Raw genomic sequence first — 16,275 nt, 5'->3', positions numbered from 1 at the left:
AGCAGGTGCCCGCCCTTTCCGCGCGCTCGCGGCCCGGCGGGGCTCAGTGCTGCTCGTCCGCCGCGCCGGTGCTCTGGCTGGCGTCCGGGCTGGCCGGCGCGGAGGCCCCGCCCTCGGAGCCCTCGGCGCTGTCGGAGGAGGACTCGGACTCCTCGCCCCCGCCCTGCTCGCCCTCGTCCGCGTGGTCGCCGCCGGGCTGCTCAGACTCGCCCGCCGCGGGCTCCTCGTGGCCCTCCTCGCCCTCGGGGGAGCCCGACTCGCCCGCCGCCGGCGGGGACGCCTCGGCGGTGGCGGCGAACGGCGCGTAGTAGTCCTCGTCCGCCACCACGTTCGCCTCCAGCGGCACCTTGCCGCTCTCGCTGAAGGTGAACGTCACCGTGCGGTAGGAGCCCACCGCCTTCTCGGCGGAGCCGGACGCGCCCTCGGCGACCGCGGACGGGTTGCCCTCCCCGCCGAGCACCACGGTCGCGCCCGCCGGAACGGTCACGTCGCCCTCACCGTCGGGCCCGGACAGCTCCAGCGGCCCGGACAGGCCCTCGACCGTCACCGACTCCAGCGTCTGGGCCTTCGGGGTGTTGTTGGTCAGGGAGGCGGAGACCGCCACGGCCGCGCTCTCGCCCTCGGGGACGATCACCACGCCGTTGTGGATCTCGATGCCGCCCGCGGACGTGGCGGGGTTGTCCGGCTTGATCTCGAGGCTGGCCGCGTCGTGCCCGGCCCCGCACGCGGTCAGGGCGGCGGTGGCCAGCAGGGCGGAGGCGGCGAGAACGCCGCGACGAAGCCAGGGGGCACCCCCGGCCGGAGGTTGGGGGAGGCTCACGGCGGCGGCTTCTCCTTCGGGTGATCGTCCGATGGTTCGCATGGTTCCAAGATCGCGGCATTGGCCGGGATCCACCAGCGGCCATAGGTTACCGAGCCGCACCTCGACCCCGGCCGGGGGCACCCCCACCGCGCGGCGCGCCCCCCCGCCCGGCCCGCGCCCGGCCCGCGCCCGGCCGGGCTCCGCGGCCGTTCCCGGACCGGCCGAGTTCATGATCGGAAAACCTTTCCCCGACACGTTCCCGCCGCGGTTCGGATATCCCGCGGCCGCGGCACGGGTTCGGCCACTCGTCCCGCAATTGGCCGGGATCTTGCTCCGAACGATCGATTCCGGCTCCCACCGCACCCCGCCGAGGTCTGGACAACGCGGACGGATCGGCTCCTGTTCTCGCGACTCAAACCCGTGTAACGGGGGCGTTTCACGACTTCCCCAGAACCGCTCCCACCTGCGCGAAGACCGTTCCCGGAGGGGGGTCGAGCACGGCCCAGCCGCTCTTGTCAAGCCCCGAGATATGCTCTGACCTGCACAAACGCCATTCAAGTGGGCCCCGTCCCGTGTTACCCTGGAAAGCCACGGAAGGGGTACCTGTCACATGACGTTCAAGGTTGGCGACACCGTGGTCTACCCCCATCACGGGGCCGCGCTGATCGAAGCCATCGAAATTCGGCAGATCAAGGGCGTGGAGAAGACCTATCTGGTGCTCAAGGTCGCCCAGGGCGACTTGACGGTACGCGTGCCCGCGGACAACGCGGAGTTCGTCGGAGTGCGCGACGTGGTTGGCCAGGAGGGGCTGGACCGGGTCTTCGAGGTGCTGCGCGCGCCTTACACCGAAGAGCCGACCAACTGGTCCCGGCGCTACAAGGCGAATCTCGAGAAGCTTGCCTCCGGCGACGTGATCAAGGTGGCCGAGGTCGTCCGCGACCTGTGGCGCCGTGAGCGCGAGCGCGGACTGTCGGCCGGCGAGAAGCGCATGCTGGCGAAGGCCCGTCAGATCCTGGTCAGCGAGCTCGCGCTGGCCGAGAACACCAACGAGGACAAGGCCGAGACCCTCCTCGACGAGGTACTCGCGTCCTGACGCCCGTGCGGCAGTGCCCGGCCGGGTTCACCACTCGGCGCGGCCGGGCACTGTGGCACGTGTGCCGCGGACCGGCCGGCGGCGCCGGCGGTCCCGGTCGTGCGCGGACGGCTTCCGTACCCGACCGGAGCGCCCCGGGGCGCCCGGCGGCCGTGCGGCCGTCCCTGGCGCGTGTGCCCTGAGCATGTCATGCCGGGAGCATGCCCCGAAGCGTCCCCGATATGCGCCCCGCTTTGCTCCGCATCGCGAGCGCGCCCCACGGGACCACTCAGGGCGGCCACCGGCTCTTCTCGTCCCACCGCGCGGATCCTTCCCCTGAGGGGACGGGCCGTGCGAGCGGCGCGGGAAGCGGCGATGGCCGCGCCCGGCGGCGTTCGGCTACGCTCCCGGCACACGCGGACCGGCGGCACACTCCCGTGCCTGCTCGTGCCACGTGCGTTCGTGCACTGACGTGCGGAAACCCCTGAAACGCCCCCGCCTTCCCGCGAACCGCGCCCACGGCCGGTTCGCGGCGACGGAAGGAGCGGACCGGTGCGGGAACGGCGGTGCCCGGCACCGACGGCCGGTGCCGAACCGAGCCCGGAGGCAGCGCCGCCCGGATCGTCACGGAAGGGCCCGGACGGCCGTGCCACACCCGGCTCGTTGAGGCGATACCCATTTCGGCTAAGGAAGCAAACCTGACTACCGCAGCAGTCATTCCGGCGGCGGGGAGAGGCGTACGCCTCGGCCCCGGCGCGCCCAAGGCCCTGCGCACCCTGGGCGGCGTGCCCATGCTGGTGCACGCCGTGCGCGCGCTCCTGCGCGCTCGCGCGGTCACGCTCGTCGTCGTGGTGGCCCCGCCGGACGGGGTCGCCGAGGTACGCCGTCTGCTGGACAGCAACGGCCTGCCGGAGAGCAAGGAGATAGCGGTGGTGGCGGGCGGGGCGACCCGCCAGGAGTCGGTGCGCCTGGGCCTGGCCGCCCTGCCCGACGACGTGGACACCGTCCTGGTCCACGACGCCGCCCGCCCGCTGGTGCCGGTGGACGTGGTGGACGCGGTCGCCGGGGCGGTGCGCGACGGCGCCCCCGCGGTCGTCCCCGCCCTGCCGCTGGCCGACACCGTCAAGCAGGTCGAGCCGCGCCGGGACGGGCCCGAGCCGGTCGTGGCCACCCCGGAGCGGGCGCTGCTGCGGGCCGTGCAGACCCCGCAGGGTTTCCGGCGCGACGTGCTGGTGCGGGCGCACGAGACGGTCGCCGCCGAGGGCGAGGGCGCCACGGACGACGCGGGCATGGTCGAGCGCACCGGCGTCCCCGTGGTGCTGATCCCCGGCCACGAGGAGGCGTTCAAGGTCACCCGCCCGCTGGACCTGGTGCTCGCGGAGGCGGTCCTGGCGCGGAGGAGGGCGACGGATGGGTTCTGAGCCCGACGGAGGAGGGCGCCGCGAAGTGGGTTCTGAGCCCGACGGAGGAGGGCACCGCCCAGTGGGTTCCGAGCTCCGGGCCCCGCTGCCGCGCACCGGTGTCGGCACCGATGTGCACGCCTTCGAGGAGGGACGCCCGCTGTGGGTGGCCGGCCTGCTGTGGCCGGACTCCGAGTACGGCCTGGCGGGCCACTCCGACGGTGACGTGGCGGCGCACGCCGCCTGCGACGCCCTGTTCTCGGCCGCCGGGGTCGGCGACCTCGGGGCGCACTTCGGCACCGGCCGCCCCGAGTGGTCCGGCGCGTCCGGCGTCACCCTGCTGGCGGAGGCGGCGCGGATCGTGCGGGCGGCGGGCTTCGAGATCGGCAACGTCGCCGTCCAGGTCATCGGGGTGCGCCCCAAGGTCGGCAGGCGCCGCGAGGAGGCGCAGCGGGTCCTGTCCGACGCGGTCGGCGCGCCGGTGTCGGTCTCCGGCACCACCACCGACGGCCTGGGTCTGACGGGCCGTGCGGAGGGCCTGGCGGCGATCGCGACGGCGCTGGTGGTGCGGCGGCCCTGACGCCGTGCCCGCTCCGGGCGCCCGCGGCGGGGCCCGCCCCGCGGTGCGCCGGTGCCCCGCGGGGCGTACGATGGCGCGATCGGTCGTGGGGCACGGCTCCGCGCCCACTACCCTGGTGTCCGTGAGCATTCGCCTGTACGACACCAGCGCCCGACAGGTCCGTGACTTCTCCCCGCTCGTGCCGGGGTGCGTCTCGATCTACCTGTGTGGCGCGACCGTGCAGGCGCCGCCGCACATCGGGCACATCCGGTCGGGTGTGAACTTCGACATCATGCGGCGGTGGTTCGAGCACCGCGGCCACCGGGTCACGTTCATCAGGAACGTCACCGACATCGACGACAAGATCATCGCCAAGTCGGCGGAGCGCGGCGAGCCCTGGTGGGCCATCGCCCACGCCAACGAGCGCGCCTTCGGCGACGCCTACCGCGTCCTCGGCTGCCTCCCGCCCACGGCCGAGCCGCGGGCCACCGGGCATGTGCCGGAGATGGTCGAGATGATGCGGGAGCTGATCGACCGCGGCCACGCCTACGCCTCCGAGGGCAGCGTCTACTTCGACGTGCACTCCTTCCCGGACTACCTGGCGCTGTCCAACCAGGAGCTGGACCACCTGCGCCAGCCCGAGAGCGAGGGCGAGCACGGCAAGCGGGACCAGCGGGACTTCGCGATGTGGAAGGCCGCCAGGCCCGGCGAGCCGAGCTGGCCCACCCCGTGGGGGCGCGGCCGCCCCGGCTGGCACCTGGAGTGCTCGGCCATGGCCCGCAAGTACCTCGGCCGCGAGTTCGACATCCACGGCGGCGGCCTGGACCTGGTCTTCCCGCACCACGAGAACGAGATCGCGCAGAGCAGGGCCGCGGGCGACGGCTTCGCCCGCTTCTGGGTGCACAACGCCTGGGTGACCATGGCCGGCGAGAAGATGAGCAAGTCGCTCGGCAACTCGGTGCTGGTCTCCGAGATGGTCCGCCGTTGGCGGCCCGTGGTGCTGCGCTACTACCTGGGCACCCCGCACTACCGCTCGACCATCGAGTACAGCGAGGAGGCGCTGCGCGAGGCCGAGTCCGCCTACGACCGCATCGAGGGCTTCGTGCGCCGCGTGGTGGAGCTGGCCGGGCCCGTGGAGCCCGCCGCCGAGCTGCCCACGGCGTTCAGCGAGGCCATGGACGAGGACCTGGGCGTGCCCCAGGCCCTCGCCGTCGTCCACACCACCGTCCGCCAGGGCAACTCCGCGCTCACCGCGGACGACAAGGACGCCGCGGTGGCCCGTCTCGCCGAGGTCCGCGCGATGCTCGGCGTGCTGGGCCTGGACCCGCTGGACGAGCAGTGGGCCGGCGCCGACGGTGAGAGCGACGAGCTGCGCTCCGCCGTGGACTCGCTGGTCGGCCTCGTCCTGGAGCAGCGCCAGGCCGCCAGGGCACGCAAGGACTACGCCACCGCGGACGCCATCCGCGACCGGCTGACCCGGGCGGGCCTCGTCATCGAGGACACCCCGCAGGGGCCACGCTGGGAGCTCGGCCGCACGCAGTAGCCGCTCTTCCCAAGCCCCGCACCAGCAGGAGCGGGCGGCCCGTCCGGCCCGCGGCACCCGGCCGCGGCACCCGGGCGGCCCCCGCCGCGCCCCCGAGCAGAAAGCAGAATCACCACCATGGCCGGCAACAGCCAGCGAGCCAACCGCCGCATCTCGTCCAAGAAGGGACCGCAGGTCGGCACCGGCGGGCACAGCCGCAAGGCGCTGCGCGGCAAGGGCCCGACCCCGCCCGCCGAGATGCGCAAGGGCCACCCCAAGCAGCGCGCCGCCCAGGCGAAGGCCAAGCAGGCCGCGCAGCGGCAGCAGCAGCGCAAGGGCAGGACGTCCGCCTCCGAGCTGGTCGTCGGCCGCAACCCCGTGGTCGAGGCGCTGCGCGGCGGCGTGCCGGCCAACGCGCTGTACGTCCAGCAGTACATCGACAACGACGACCGGGTCCGCGAGGCGCTGACCCTGGCCAACGACCGGAACATCCCGCTGCTGGAGGCCCCGCGCCCCGAGCTGGACCGGATGACGGGCTACATCAACCACCAGGGCCTGGCCCTCCAGGTGCCGCCTTACGAGTACGCGCACCCCGACGACCTGCTGGAGCGCGCCGCCGAGGCCGCGGAGGAGCCGCTGATCGTGGCCCTCGACGGGGTCACCGACCCGCGCAACCTGGGCGCCGTGGTGCGCAGCGCGGCGGCGTTCGGCGGCCACGGCGTGGTGGTGCCCGAGCGGCGCGCGGCCGGGATGACGGCGGGCGCGTGGAAGACCTCCGCGGGCACGGCGGCCCAACTGCCCGTCGCCCGCGCCACCAACCTCACCCGGACGCTGGAGGCGTACAAGAAGGCCGGCGTGATGGTGGTCGGCCTGGCCGCCGACGGCGACGTGGCGCTGCCGGACCTGGAGATCCTCGAAGGGCCGGTGGTCGTCGTGGTCGGCTCCGAGGGCAAGGGCCTGTCCCGCCTGGTGGGGGAGACCTGCGACGTGACGGTGCGCATCCCGATGCCGGGCGGCGCCGAGTCGTTGAACGCGGGCGTGGCCGCGGGTGTCGTGCTCTACGAGGCGGCCCGCCGCCGCGGCTGAGGCCCGTCCGGCCGCCCGTCCCCGCGGCCTCCCGCGAACCGCGGGGTGATTACAGCGTGTCCTCATCCGAGTTCACTCGGTTAGGGGGATGTGTACACCAGAACAGCCCCGCGATCTTCGGGGGGACGTGCGCGGGAGGCCCAGGACACGGTCATCCGCGCCGTGAAGGTGCCCAGCGACCCGGCGCAGGTCAGCGTCAACCACGCGAGCTTCCGCGTCCACCTGGCGCGGCCGCCGCGTCCCCCGTCCTGGCAGCGGGCCGGGCTGCCCGCCCCGTCCCTGACCGCCCCGTCCCCGACCGCGCAGTCCCCGGCCGTGCCCTCCCTGCCCGCGCCGTCCCGGTCCGCCCCGGCCGCGGGGCCGTCGGACGAGACGGCTCCGCTGCCGGTCGTCCCCGCGCCCGGCCGCCCCCACCCCGGGGAGTACGCCCGCTCGCCCGCCGTCCCGGTGGGCCCCGCGGTGTCCCGGGGGGCCCGGGTGCTGCGCGTCGGCCGCGGCGGTTTCGGCGACGCCGAGGCCACCCGGCTGCTGCCCACCGTGCCCGTGGGCGGGGGCACCCGGCTGCTGCCGCGCGTTCGCGAGGCGCGGGCGCCGCACCGCGTCACCGTCATCGGGCCGCGCTCCCCGTACCCGCCGGGCCGCCCCGGGCCGCTCGCCGCGGGACCGGGCGGGCCCGCCCCGTCCCCCGAGCCGATCCCGCGCTCCTGGCACCCGCACCGCCGCCGCAACCCCGGCATCGTGCTGCTGCCGCTGCGCATCTTCCTCGGCGGCATCTGCGTGTACGCCGGCATGGGCAAGCTGTGCGACCCCGTCTACTTCGACGGCGGGGAGCGCGGCTCCATGGTGCAGTGGCTGTCCTCGTTGCACCCGTGGGCGGCCGCCGAACCGCTGCACGACTTCGCGCTCGCCCACCCCGTGGGCTCCGGCCTGACCATCGCGTTCACCCAGATCGTGGTCGGCACCCTGTCCGTGCTCGGCCTGTGGCAGCGGGCCGCCGCCGCCGTCGGCATGCTGCTGTCCGCGGCCCTGCTGCTCACGGTGAGCTGGCGCAACGTCCCCGTGTACGACGCGCCGGACATCGTCTACTTCGCCGCGTGGAGCCCGCTGCTCATCGCGGGCGCCCCCTACTTCTCGCTGGACGCCCGCCTGGCCCGGGACGCCTGGCGGCGGCTGGGCCCGCACACGTCCGTCTACCAGTTGCGGTGCTGGGCGCTGCGCCGCGGCGCGGTGGTCGCCACGGTCGTCACCGGGCTGACCCTGCTGGTGGGCTCCCTGCTCGGCGGCGCGGTCCGCGCGGGCACCTTCCGCACGGAGCTGCCCGAGCCGTCCCCGCCGCCCACGAACCACCTGCCGGGCTCGCCCCTGCCGCCGCAGGAGTCGCCGTCCCCGTCCGGCGGCGCCCGCTCCTCCCACCCGTCCTGGACCCGGCCCGGCTCCACCTCCCCGTCCGCCGCCGCGCCCTCCCGCTCCCCGCGGGGCACCACGCCGCCCCCGAGCCGGCGTACGCCGCCCGCGCCGGCGGGCACCGAGGCGGGCACGGGCGGCGCCACCCGCAGGGCACCCAGCCAGGGCGGCCCCGCCACCACCCCCCAGCCGGCCGTCCCCACCCACCCGCAGCCCGCGCTGCCCTCCCCGCCCGTGGGCGGCGGCGAAGGCGGCAGCGGCGGCAACGAGGGCGGGGGAGCCCTCGGCGGCATCCTCGGCGGTGGGCTGCTCGGCATGGAGAGCGTCCGCAAGCCCAGGGACGGCGGCGCGGGGAGCGCCTGAGCCGCGCCCCCGCCGCGCACGGCACGGGCCCGCGAGGACGTCCTCGCGGGCCCGTCGCCCTTTCCCCGTCGGCGACCGTCCGCTCTCTCCCCGCGGGGCGCCGTCCGCCGAACCGCCGCCCGACGCACCCGTCCCGCCCGTCCCCGGCCCCGGTGGCGGCCCGTCAGCGGCCCGTCCGGCCCCCGCCGCCGCCCCGCAGCTCCGCCAGTTCCCTGGCGGCCTCCGTCAGGTCCTTCGCCGTGTCGATCGCCCGCCAGTACGCGCCCTGCGGGATCGGGTACCCGGCGAGCCTGCGCTCCCGCGCCAGATGCGGAAACGTGGTGCGCTCGTGGTCGCCCCGGGCGGGCAGCATCCCCGCGAACTCCGGCGCGAACACGTACACCCCCGCGTTGATCAGATAGGGCGAGAGCGGCGCCTCGATGAAGTCCAGCACCTGCCCGAACTCGTTGGTCTCCACCGCGCCCCACGGGATGCGCGGCCGGGCGAGGGCCAGCGTCGCCACGGCCGCCCGCTCCACGTGGAAGGCGGCCATGTCCCGCAGCGGGAACCTGGTCCAGATGTCGCCGTTCGTGGCGAACCACGGCTCGTCCGGGCGCGGCAGCGAGGCGGCGGCGTACTTCAGGCCGCCGCCCCGGCCCAGCGGCTCGCTCTCCACGACGGTGGTCACCCGCAGCGGCAGCTCGGCCTTGTCCAGCCACTCGCGCAGCACCTCGGCGAGATGGCCGCAGCTCACCACGGCGTCCGTCACCCCCGCCTCGGCGAGCCAGGCGAGCTGATGGCCGATGATCGGGGTCCCCGTGCCGGGGATCTCGACCATCGGCTTGGGACGGTCATCGGTGTAGGGGCGCAGCCGTGAGCCCTGGCCGCCCGCGAGCACCACGGCCTGGGTGGGTTCGAGGACACCTGTCATGCCCCGCACCCTACGGGGCGGCCGGGCCCCTCCGGGGCGTCACCCGGCCGAGACGACCCCCGACGCGAACGAGGTGTCGCACACCGGGCGCGACCAGCTCTGCGCGCGGCGCACGTCCCCGTCGTACTTGTCCACGGCGGCGCGGCCGAGGAAGCGGGCGATCGAGTGGCAGTACCTGGCCAGCGACGGCCTGCGGTTCACCTCGCGCTGGAGGTGGGTGAGCGCGACGCCCGGGTCCTCGGTCTGGAGCTCGCGCAGCAGTTGGTCGCGCAGCACCTCGGGCGCCGAGGCGCCGCGGGCCGAGTCCGCGGACAGGTGTCCGCCGCCGGCCGAGGCGGTCAGGGACTGGGTGTCCGAGCCGGTCGGTGTCCAGGTAACCCGGGTGACCGCGAGGGTCCCGGAAAGCACGAGGACGACCGGGAGGACGAGTGCGATGGTTTTGCCGATATGGCGGGCTGCCTGGTTCACGACCGCGATAGTAGCGGCAAGTGATGATTTGGCGACATTTGGTAACCCTGCCGAGGGACAGCGAACCGCCCCCGTTCCACCACTGACGTTGACGCCCGGGAATCCGCCCTAGTCGGAGACCCCTTTGTGGGCGACCACCCGGTCAACACGCACCCGCACCAGCAGCTCGCCCGGCACCCCGTTGCGCCTGCCGAACTCCTCCGCCCGGTCCGCGCCCATGTACCGGCCGCCGATCGCGGTGGCCCACCGCAGCAGCTCCTCCGGCTCCTCGGACACCGACACCTCGCCCTCCAGCACGACGAACGCGAACGGCGGCCGCTCGTCGTCCACGCATATCGCGGCCCTGACCCCCGGGCGGCGCAGATTGCGGCCCTTCACCGAGTCCCGCCCCGTGTTGAAGACCACGTCGTCCCCGTCGAGGACGAACCACACCGGGGCCACGTGCGGCCGCCCGTCCTCCCGCACAGTGGCCAGCTTGCCCGTCCTGGTCCCCTCGGCGGCGAACTCCCGCCACTCCGCGTCACTCATCCTCGCCATGCCGGCCATCCTCTCTCCCCGTACCGACAACGGCCGTGGCCGCCTCCCTCCCGGAAGGCGGCCACGGCCGCGAACCTGCTCTCGCCGCGGGCTCAGTCGGTCAGGCGCAGCCCCGTGCTGGTGGAGAACACGTGGGTCTCACCGGCGCGCGGCACCACGTGCAGCGTCTCGCCCTTCATCGGCACCTGGCGGCCGTCCACGCGGACCACCAGGTCCTTGTCCTCGCCGCCGACGTGCGCGGTGCCGTAGACGTAGCCGTCGGCGCCGAGCTCCTCGACCACGTTCACGGTGACCGCCAGGCCCGCCGGGTCGTCCTTCGACAGGCTCTTGGCCTCGCCGTCCACCATGTTGAAGTGCTCGGGGCGGATGCCGACCGTGACGGTGGTGTCGCCCTTGTTCGCCGCCTCCGCGAGCGCGTCGCGGTTGACCGGGACGACGGAGTTGCCGAACTTCACGCCGCCGTCGACGATCGGCACCTCGACCAGGTTCATGGCCGGGGAGCCGATGAAGCCCGCGACGAACACGTTGTTCGGACGGTCGTACATGTTGCGCGGCGTGTCCACCTGCTGGAGCAGGCCGTCCTTCAGCACCGCGACCCGGTCGCCCATGGTCAGGGCCTCGACCTGGTCGTGGGTGACGTACACGGTGGTGATGCCGAGCCGCCGCTGGAGGCTGGCGATCTGGGTGCGGGTGGACACACGCAGCTTCGCGTCGAGGTTCGACAGCGGCTCGTCCATGAGGAAGACCTGCGGCTCACGCACGATCGCGCGGCCCATCGCCACACGCTGCCGCTGACCACCGGAGAGCGCCTTGGGCTTGCGGTCCAGGTACTGCTCGAGGTCGAGGATCTTGGCCGCGTCGAGCACCTTCTGCCGGATGGTCGCCTTGGGCACACCCGCGATCTTCAGCGCGAAGCCCATGTTGTCGGCGACCGACATGTGCGGGTACAGCGCGTAGTTCTGGAACACCATGGCGATGTCCCGGTCCTTCGGCGGCAGGTGGGTGACGTCGCGGTCACCGATCCGGATCTCGCCGCCGTTGACGTCCTCGAGACCGGCGAGCATCCGCAGCGAGGTGGACTTCCCGCAGCCGGAGGGACCGACCAGGACTAGGAACTCGCCATCGGCGATGTCCAGCTCCAGCGCGTCGACGGCGGCCCGCTCGGAGCCCGGATAGATGCGAGTCGCCTTGTCGAAGGTGACAGTGGCCATGGCGATCAGGTCCCTTCACCGGCAGGAACGTGCCGGACGATCCGAGTAAAGGCGCCCACTTGATCGTGGACTGCTGTGCGACGGTACCTGCCCCCGGGCGTCTTGTCAGCAGTCCGACCCCCATGATTTGACTAACCCCGTCCGGGCCTCGTTGAGTACACTGCACACCAGTCCCACCCGTGTGGGACCCGCCGCCTTAGCTCAGATGGCCAGAGCATCGCTCTTGTAAAGCGAGGGTCGTCGGTTCGAACCCGACAGGCGGCTCCGCAGGTGAGAGACGCGAGACGCCCCGGAGGGATCTTCCTCCGGGGCGTTTACATCAGGTCCTGACATCAACGGCCGCAGTCACCGGCGGCTGTGCCGCTCCGTCCGACCAGACCGCGTCCACCGGCAGCCCTGCGGCGCGGGCCTGCTCGACGGTGTCGGCGAACAACATGTCCGCCCCGCGCGCGGTGCACAGCTCCCCGTCGTGGCTGTTCCGCTCGGCCAGCAGCGTGCGCGGCGCGTCCCGCACGAGGGCGGCGGTCGCCCTCGGTGCGATCCATGTGTCCGGTCACGGTGTAGGTGGGCGCCACCGCGCGCAATCCGCGGCGGGGGCGGATGAGGCCGTGTGGCCGTTCCATTCGGCGGCTGAACAGCGGGTTCGGCGTCATGGTGTGCCTGGTAGCCTCCTTCCGGCTCCTCGTCGGGAGGGGCGACTCCCTGGAGGTGGTTGGGCCGCCGGATCCCGTTGGGCCGGCGGTGTATGTCGATCGGCGCCGAATGGCGCATGTCCGACGTACCCAACCGCGGCGCATCGCCGGCACAAGGAGCCGCCATGTCCCTCCTCACCCCTTTCCGCGTCGACCTCGCTCCTCTGCGGGGGCAGGCGTTCCGCCGTCTCTTCCTGGCCCGTACCGTCACCAGGTTCGGTTCCGCCGCCACCGCCACGGCGATGTTGTTCCACATCGCGACCCTCACCGACTCGCCCCTGGCCACAGGTCTGGTGGCCGGGGTGCAGCTCGTGCCGGTCCTCGTCCTCGGCCTCTACGGAGGGCACCTCGCCGACCGGTACGACCGGCGGCGCGTCGCCCTGGGGGCCGAGGCGGCCCTGCTGGTGCTCTCCGTCGTCCTGGTCCTGACCGCCCTGTCGTCACGTCCTTCCCTTCCGCTCATGTACATCGTGGTCGCCGGCAGTGCGGCTCTCTCCTCGATGCAGCGGGCAGCCCTCGACGCCGCCGTACCTCGTGTGGTCGACCGGCCCCACCTGCCTGCCGCGTCCGCCTGGCTGTCCATGGCTTCGACGACCGCCGGGGTCGCCGGGCCGGTTGTCGGCGCGGTGCTCTTCCACGCCTGGGGACCGGCCCCGACCTACCTGCTGGACAGCGTCAGCTTCGCGGTCAGCGTCCTGCTGCTGTGGGGACTGCCGCCGCTGCCCCCCGACCGCAGCGGCGAGTCGCCGTCGGTCCTGCGCTCCCTCGGTGAAGGCATCGCCTATGTCGGAGGACGACCGGATCTGCGCGCCAGCTACCTGTTCGACCTCGCAGCCATGGGACTTGCGGCACCGACGACACTGCTGCCCTTCCTGGCGCCGTCGATCGGCGCCGACGCGTCAGCCGGAATCCTGTTCGCGGCCGCGGCCGTGGGGTCACTCGTCATGGGATCGCTCAGCGGATGGACGGGGCGGTTGACGCGGATCGGTACTCCACTGGCCCTCGCCTGCGGTGTGTACGGAGCGACCACGGCGGCGCTGAGCGTCAGCCCGTCCCTTGCGGTCGCCGTGTTGGTGCTGGCGCTCGGCGGGGCCGCCGACTGCCTCAGCGTCATCTTCCGTGACACGCTCTGGAACGCCACGATCCCGGACCACCTGCGAGGACGCGTTGCCGGTGTCGAGGTCGTCTCCTACGCCGTCGGCGCCCCCGTGGGCGGGCTGGTCCTGGGAGCGCTGGCCGCGTGGTGGGGAGTGCGTCCGGCGTTGGCCGTCGGAGGGCTCGGATGCGTCGTTGCGATCCTCGCCGTTGCCCTGTTCATGCCTGAGGTGCGCCGCGTCACCGTGACGGAAGGACCCGCCGAGAGCCCGGCGCCGAGCTCCCCGGAGGCCTAGGGCCCGCCTCGGCCGGCGCGGGCAGGCCGGCTCGGCCGAGATCACCGGACCGGCCCGCGTGGCTCGTGTGAGGGTGAGCGTCAGGCGTCAGGCGTTCGTCCAGTTCCGGCGGTCGCGGGCGGCCGCGTACACGGCCGCGGCCTTGTCGGTCGTCCACACCTCGGGGAGTCGCTTGAAGGTGCTCAGTTCCCGTTCCCGCACCACCCGTACGTCGCGCAGTGACGGTACGACGGTGAGGGATTCCGGGGCGACGAAGGCGAGGACGGGGTGGACCTCGACGGGGAAGCCGCAGGCGCGGGTCAGGGTGGTGGAGGCGCGGTGGGCCTCGGCGCGGCTCTTGCGGACGTAGGGGTGGGAGTGGCCGCCGATCCGTACCGACTCGTCGCCCACCCAGACGCGGGCGCCGCGGTGGCACTTCGTGTTGACGGAGAAGGCGCCGCCGGGGCCGATGAGGAGGTGGTCGATGTCGACGTCACGCGGGAGCGGTATCGAGTGCAGGACCCGCCAGCCCCGCCGTGCCATCTTGTCCAGCCGCGCCCCGACGTACTCCTCGCCCTCCAGGCCCACGCGCCAACTGTCGGCCTCCAGCTCCCGCCCGAGCAGCCTCGCCGCCGTCCGGGCCCACAACCCCGGCGCCGGTGCCGCCCTTCGCCGCAGCCCGTCGCCCGGGCGGTTGCGGGCGAGGTCGTCCTCGGGGCGCAGTTCCGTTCGGGGGGTGGGACGGGTCGGCGGGGACAGGTAGGGGGCGAGGGCGTCGAGGACCGCGTCCCGGTGTTCGTCGAGGAGCAGGTTCAGTCGGCCGGTGCGGCGGTCGAGCCAGGCGGCGTTCCGGCCGTCGGGGAGGTTCACGTACAGACGGTCGTGCCCGTGGCGCTTCCAGGTGCTCACCTTTAAACCGTCCACGTGCTGCTCCCAGTCCAGTTCGACGTGATCCTCTCAGCATGTGACCAGGCGGGGCGGGCACATACAAGACCGCCTTCGGGGCGTCCTGGTCGTGTGATGGATAAGGGGACGGTGAGCGCTGTCGGTGGCACCGCGTACGTTCCCCGCCGTGGCTGATCCGGAGTGTGCCCGCATGGATGCCGCGGCTCTCACGGCTCGGCAGGGGCTCGGGCGTTACGAGATCACGGACGCGTGGCGGGACTGGTGAGGGCGGCGGTTGCGGTCGCGCGGAGTCCGCGCCACCGCTGACGTGGCCAGGCTCTGCGGGGACCGGGTGCGCCTGATCGCCCTGTGCGCCGGCCCGGCACGCCCCCGTGCCGGGTCGGCGCATGGGCCTGGTCTCACCCCTCCCGCCGCCTGATCGCCACCACGATGTCCGTCACCGTCGCCTTCTCCCCGTTCGGGCCCGTCGCCTCGCGTTCGGGGGTGGCCAGGCGGAGCGGTTCCCAGGAGGGGGAGGGGAGGGCGAGTTCGGCGTAGACGTCGTCGGGGGTCGGGAAGTGGGGGTTGGTGTTGGTGGACCAGGGGTGCAGGGAGCCGTGGTCGACGACGAGGAGGAGGCCGCCGGGGGTGAGGTGGTGGGCGGCTTCGCGGAGGACGCGGGGGCGGGGGAAGGTCAGGGGGGTTTGCAGGTATTGGGCGGTGATGAGGTCGTAGGTGCCGGTGGGGAAGGTCGCGGCGAGATCGTGCTGTTCGGTGGTGACGCGGTCGGTGACGCCGTGCTCGGCGGCGAGGTCGGTGGTGCGCTTCAGGGCGGTCGGGGAGACGTCCACCGCGGTGACGCGCCAGCCCTGGGTGGCTAGCCAGACGGCGTCGCCGCCCTCGCCGCAGCCCAGGTCGAGGGCGGTGCCGGGGGGCAGGGGGCGGGCGGTGTCGGCGAGGATCCGGTTGGGGGCGCCGGACCAGATGCGGCCAAGGGTGCCGGTGTAGCGGGTCTCCCAGAAGTGCTCGGCTGTGGGCTCGGTCATGGGGAGGGCGCCTTTCGGGTGGGGTGTGGTGCGATCAGGGTTGGCGAGAGGGGCCCAGGGTTGCAATGTCTCTTGCCGAGTCGGCAAGGTGGGAGGCGTGGAGGACTTCGACGAGGTGCTGGCGGCGCTGGGGCCCCGGCTGCGGGCGCTGCGCCAGGAGCGCGGGATCACGCTGGCGGAGCTGGCGCGGAGCACCGGCATCTCGGAGAGCACGCTGTCCCGGCTGGAGAGCGGCGGGCGGCGCCCCAACCTGGAGCTGCTGCTGCCCCTGGCCCGCGCCTACGGGGTGCCGCTGGACGACCTGGTGGGCGCGCCGCAGACGGGTGACCCGCGGGTGCACCTGCGTCCGGTGCACACCCGCGGCATGACGTTCGTGCCGCTGACCCGCCGCGCGGGCGGGGTGCAGGCGTACAAGCTGGTGATCCCGGGCCGGGGCGAGGAGGGCGAGCCGGAGCCGCGCACCCACGAGGGGTACGAGTGGCTGTATGTGCTCGGCGGGAGGCTGCGGCTGATCCTGGGGGAGCGGGACCTGGTGCTGGCGCCGGGGGAGGCGGCGGAGTTCGACACCCGGCTGCCGCATTGGATGGGCAGCGCGGACGGCGCGCCGGTGGAGCTGCTGGTGCTGTTCGGACGGCAGGGGGAGCGCGCCCACCTGCGGGCGCGCCCGGCGTGAGACGGGCGGTGTGGGGCGGGCGGTGTGAGGCGCCCGGTGTGAGGCGGGCGGCGTAGGGTCGCGGCATGGCTGAGGCGACGGTGCGCGAGTGGTACGACGAGGAGGGGTGGGGCGTGCTGGACTGCCCCGAGACGCCCGGGGGTTGCTGGGCGCACTTCTCGCACGTGGAGGCGGAGGGGTTCCGCTCCCTGGCGGTGGGGCAGCGGGTGGGGCTGGAGTGGGAGGCGGCGGAGCAGGACGGGTACGCGTACCGGGCGGTGCGGATCGTGCCCTGA

The 16,275-nt window shown here is 73.9% G+C and carries 17 protein-coding genes and 1 tRNA gene; 10 read left to right on the top strand and 8 right to left on the bottom strand.

Going from position 1 to position 16,275, the window contains the following annotated elements; translation table 11 throughout:
* Positions 1-43 precede the first annotated feature (43 nt).
* Complete coding sequence (locus ACYVO2_RS04500; RefSeq protein WP_461006239.1) at positions 44-820, bottom strand: hypothetical protein; 777 nt, start codon at positions 818-820, stop codon at positions 44-46.
* Between the two features lie 592 nt (positions 821-1,412).
* On the opposite strand from ACYVO2_RS04500, the gene ACYVO2_RS04495 reads away from it, so the two are divergent.
* From ACYVO2_RS04495 to ACYVO2_RS04470, 6 genes are all read left to right on the top strand, one after another.
* On the top strand, positions 1,413-1,895 hold the full coding sequence (locus ACYVO2_RS04495; RefSeq protein ID WP_461006238.1) for a CarD family transcriptional regulator: 483 nt from the start codon (positions 1,413-1,415) through the stop codon (positions 1,893-1,895).
* A 656-nt stretch (positions 1,896-2,551) separates the two neighbouring features.
* On the top strand, positions 2,552-3,295 hold the full coding sequence (gene ispD, locus ACYVO2_RS04490; protein WP_461006300.1) for a 2-C-methyl-D-erythritol 4-phosphate cytidylyltransferase: 744 nt from the start codon (positions 2,552-2,554) through the stop codon (positions 3,293-3,295).
* A 25-nt stretch (positions 3,296-3,320) separates the two neighbouring features.
* The gene (gene ispF / locus ACYVO2_RS04485) at positions 3,321-3,854 is read left to right on the top strand and encodes a 2-C-methyl-D-erythritol 2,4-cyclodiphosphate synthase (RefSeq protein WP_461006237.1); all 534 of its coding nucleotides are present in this window, start codon (positions 3,321-3,323) and stop codon (positions 3,852-3,854) included.
* Positions 3,855-3,975: 121 nt separating this feature from the next.
* Positions 3,976-5,376: a cysteine--tRNA ligase gene (cysS, locus tag ACYVO2_RS04480; protein ID WP_461006236.1), complete on the top strand. Its 1,401-nt coding sequence runs from the start codon at positions 3,976-3,978 to the stop codon at positions 5,374-5,376.
* A 117-nt stretch (positions 5,377-5,493) separates the two neighbouring features.
* On the top strand, positions 5,494-6,441 hold the full coding sequence (gene rlmB, locus ACYVO2_RS04475; protein ID WP_461006235.1) for a 23S rRNA (guanosine(2251)-2'-O)-methyltransferase RlmB: 948 nt from the start codon (positions 5,494-5,496) through the stop codon (positions 6,439-6,441).
* Between the two features lie 168 nt (positions 6,442-6,609).
* Positions 6,610-8,208 (top strand): DoxX family protein, encoded by a 1,599-nt coding sequence (locus ACYVO2_RS04470; RefSeq protein ID WP_461006299.1) that lies wholly within the window; start codon positions 6,610-6,612, stop codon positions 8,206-8,208.
* Positions 8,209-8,371: 163 nt separating this feature from the next.
* Here the strand turns inward: ACYVO2_RS04470 and ACYVO2_RS04465 are convergent, their stop codons facing one another.
* From ACYVO2_RS04465 to ACYVO2_RS04450, 4 genes are all read right to left on the bottom strand, one after another.
* Entirely contained in the window at positions 8,372-9,118 is a 747-nt protein-coding gene (locus tag ACYVO2_RS04465) for a nucleotidyltransferase family protein (RefSeq protein ID WP_461006234.1), read from the bottom strand.
* Positions 9,119-9,157: 39 nt separating this feature from the next.
* The gene (locus ACYVO2_RS04460) at positions 9,158-9,586 is read right to left on the bottom strand and encodes a hypothetical protein (RefSeq protein ID WP_461006233.1); all 429 of its coding nucleotides are present in this window, start codon (positions 9,584-9,586) and stop codon (positions 9,158-9,160) included.
* 108 nt (positions 9,587-9,694) lie between these two features.
* Positions 9,695-10,132 carry a PPOX class F420-dependent oxidoreductase gene (locus tag ACYVO2_RS04455; RefSeq protein WP_461006232.1) on the bottom strand — a complete coding sequence of 146 codons (438 nt, stop codon included), beginning with the start codon at positions 10,130-10,132 and terminating at the stop codon, positions 9,695-9,697.
* A gap of 83 nt (positions 10,133-10,215) precedes the next feature.
* On the bottom strand, positions 10,216-11,334 hold the full coding sequence (locus tag ACYVO2_RS04450) for an ABC transporter ATP-binding protein (protein WP_461006231.1): 1,119 nt from the start codon (positions 11,332-11,334) through the stop codon (positions 10,216-10,218).
* A gap of 190 nt (positions 11,335-11,524) precedes the next feature.
* On the opposite strand from ACYVO2_RS04450, the gene ACYVO2_RS04445 reads away from it, so the two are divergent.
* A tRNA-Thr gene (locus ACYVO2_RS04445) sits at positions 11,525-11,598 on the top strand.
* 55 nt (positions 11,599-11,653) lie between these two features.
* Here the strand turns inward: ACYVO2_RS04445 and ACYVO2_RS04440 are convergent.
* Entirely contained in the window at positions 11,654-11,848 is a 195-nt protein-coding gene (locus tag ACYVO2_RS04440) for a hypothetical protein (RefSeq protein WP_461006230.1), read from the bottom strand.
* Positions 11,849-12,151: 303 nt separating this feature from the next.
* Between ACYVO2_RS04440 and ACYVO2_RS04435 the strand changes: the two genes are divergently transcribed.
* Complete coding sequence (locus ACYVO2_RS04435; RefSeq protein ID WP_461006229.1) at positions 12,152-13,417, top strand: MFS transporter; 1,266 nt, start codon at positions 12,152-12,154, stop codon at positions 13,415-13,417.
* Between the two features lie 87 nt (positions 13,418-13,504).
* Here ACYVO2_RS04435 and ACYVO2_RS04430 read toward each other — a convergent pair whose 3' ends face one another.
* Complete coding sequence (locus ACYVO2_RS04430; protein WP_461006228.1) at positions 13,505-14,305, bottom strand: nuclease-related domain-containing protein; 801 nt, start codon at positions 14,303-14,305, stop codon at positions 13,505-13,507.
* Positions 14,306-14,700: 395 nt separating this feature from the next.
* Positions 14,701-15,327: an SAM-dependent methyltransferase gene (locus tag ACYVO2_RS04425; protein WP_461006227.1), complete on the bottom strand. Its 627-nt coding sequence runs from the start codon at positions 15,325-15,327 to the stop codon at positions 14,701-14,703.
* Between the two features lie 97 nt (positions 15,328-15,424).
* On the opposite strand from ACYVO2_RS04425, the gene ACYVO2_RS04420 reads away from it, so the two are divergent.
* Both ACYVO2_RS04420 and ACYVO2_RS04415 read left to right on the top strand, forming a co-directional pair.
* Positions 15,425-16,000 (top strand): helix-turn-helix domain-containing protein, encoded by a 576-nt coding sequence (locus tag ACYVO2_RS04420; protein WP_461006226.1) that lies wholly within the window; start codon positions 15,425-15,427, stop codon positions 15,998-16,000.
* 65 nt (positions 16,001-16,065) lie between these two features.
* Positions 16,066-16,275: a cold-shock protein gene (locus tag ACYVO2_RS04415; protein WP_461006225.1), complete on the top strand. Its 210-nt coding sequence runs from the start codon at positions 16,066-16,068 to the stop codon at positions 16,273-16,275.

The sequence above is a fragment of the Streptomyces capparidis genome, from assembly GCF_054782095.1.
Note: the sequence above shows the minus strand (reverse complement) of the source record. Positions and strands in the feature narration are given on the sequence as shown.

Coding starts and splice junctions, on each gene's coding strand:
- ACYVO2_RS04495 (WP_461006238.1), top strand. CDS start 1,413: ATGACGTTCAAGGTTGGCGACACCGTGGTCTACCCCCATCACGGGGCC.
- rlmB (WP_461006235.1), top strand. CDS start 5,494: ATGGCCGGCAACAGCCAGCGAGCCAACCGCCGCATCTCGTCCAAGAAG.
- ACYVO2_RS04465 (WP_461006234.1), bottom strand. CDS start 9,118: ATGACAGGTGTCCTCGAACCCACCCAGGCCGTGGTGCTCGCGGGCGGC.
- ACYVO2_RS04455 (WP_461006232.1), bottom strand. CDS start 10,132: ATGGCCGGCATGGCGAGGATGAGTGACGCGGAGTGGCGGGAGTTCGCC.
- ACYVO2_RS04450 (WP_461006231.1), bottom strand. CDS start 11,334: ATGGCCACTGTCACCTTCGACAAGGCGACTCGCATCTATCCGGGCTCC.
- ACYVO2_RS04435 (WP_461006229.1), top strand. CDS start 12,152: ATGTCCCTCCTCACCCCTTTCCGCGTCGACCTCGCTCCTCTGCGGGGG.
- ACYVO2_RS04425 (WP_461006227.1), bottom strand. CDS start 15,327: ATGACCGAGCCCACAGCCGAGCACTTCTGGGAGACCCGCTACACCGGC.
- ACYVO2_RS04415 (WP_461006225.1), top strand. CDS start 16,066: ATGGCTGAGGCGACGGTGCGCGAGTGGTACGACGAGGAGGGGTGGGGC.